The sequence below is a fragment of the Acinetobacter pollinis genome, from assembly GCF_015627175.1.
Classification (GTDB): Bacteria; Pseudomonadota; Gammaproteobacteria; order Pseudomonadales; family Moraxellaceae; genus Acinetobacter; species Acinetobacter pollinis.
Map to the genome: position 1 here is coordinate 1 of NZ_VTDQ01000086.1, position 1,717 is coordinate 1,717.

The following is a 1,717-nucleotide window of genomic DNA, read 5'->3' on the forward strand; positions in this document are numbered from 1 at the left end:
TAATAGGACTGTGCTGGCTACTAAAGTTGTTAGATTTGTTTTTTTCATGTTGATGTACTCTCAAAATTAATATTAGAAGCTTCGGAGAGGAAATAGAATTTCTTCTCCGATTGAATGCTGAATAATTAGTTAATTACACCGGTTACACCGACACGGAATAGAGGTGATCCTTCTGTTCCTCCTGCTACACCACCTGTTACAGACCAACGACCATTATCTGCTGTACGACGTAATGTCGCACCTAGTGCACTTTGGCTATTGTAGTAAGAAGCCCCTACAGCATAAGTCCATTTTCCTGCGATAAATGGTGCTTGTTCTAAGGCTGCAGTTGCTGCAATACCTGCAGATAATCTATCTTCAAGTTTATTAATACGGTTGTTCGTATATGTAAATGCTTGATTTAAATTATTTTCAACATTGCCAATTCTATTGTCTACAGCGGTAAGTGCACTACCAACATTATTATAGGTTGAACCTGCAACGCTATATGTTGGTGCTGTGACTTGACCGTCTGAGCCAACTGTAGAACCGCCTCCTAAATATGTAGCAGTATTACTATTTGCTGTATAAAGCTGAGAGCCATTTACAGCATCTTTACTTGTGCTTGAGACACCACCATCTGCAACATTTGTTACTTTCTGGCTACCTGCGTTTATTCCTGAGCCAGTAATATCGACTGATCCAACAGCTATACTATTTACATTTAGATCTTTTGATGTAGCCACCTGATAATTGGTACTTCCATCGGTATTTGTTGTTTGGGTAACAACAATATTATCTCCTTGGCTTACTGTTGTTTTTGCTTGAGTAGCAGCTTGGCTCACACTTGCAATTGCATCATTAATATTGTCTTTTCCAGTACCGCCAATGTTACTTGTTGAAATTGTACCATCTGCATTTACTGTTGTTGAACCACCTATCGCATTTGCAACACTATTAGATACACCTGCTAATTGTCCGCCGTTAACAGCATCTTTAGATCCTGTAGCAACAGTACCATCTGCAACATTTGTTAAGGTTGTACCATTTGTACCGCCTTCTAATGTCACTTTATCTTTATTTACAGTGCCATCTGCATTCTTGTCATATTTCACTGCATTATCAGAAAGCGCATTAATGTTGTTCGTTACATTACTAATTGCTGTATCAAGTTGTCCTTTAGTTGCTGCATCTGTTGCATTAACCCCATCACCTACATTTGTAATTGCTTTACCACCTGCATCAATCCCTGAAGATGTAACGCTTGGACCATTTACAATGGTTAGGCCATTGCTATTAAGTGTTGTATTTCCTGTAGTCACACTGGTAAAGGTTGCATCTTTAGCAAGACCAATGATTAAGTTACCATCACTGTCAGTTGTGGTTTTAATGTTCGAGCTATCGTATTCACTATCATCCTTAGTGCCTGTTCCTTTAATGGTCAAGGTTTCACCTAAGTTTTTATGAATTGTACTACCAGAGTTCGCTGCAAAGTTCAGACCTGCACTAGTTAAACCACTTGTTGCACTATCTACTTGCCCTTTATTTACAGCATCCGTAGAGTTTACGCCATCTGCGACATTGGTAATGGTTTTACTACCTGCATCAATCCCTGAAGATGTAACACTTGGACCGTTTAAGATGGTCAAACCATCATTATTAATCGTCGTGTTGCCAGTAGTTACACTAGTAAAGGTTGCATCTTTAGCAAGACCAACAATTAGGTTGCCATCACTGT

The 1,717-nt window shown here is 39.1% G+C and carries 1 protein-coding gene; it reads right to left on the reverse strand.

Features of this window, described 5'->3' with window-relative positions:
• Positions 1 to 125 precede the first annotated feature (125 nt).
• On the reverse strand, positions 126 to 1,717 hold a 1,592-nt coding region (locus I2F23_RS13770; RefSeq protein ID WP_195773130.1), incomplete at its 5' end, for a YadA-like family protein.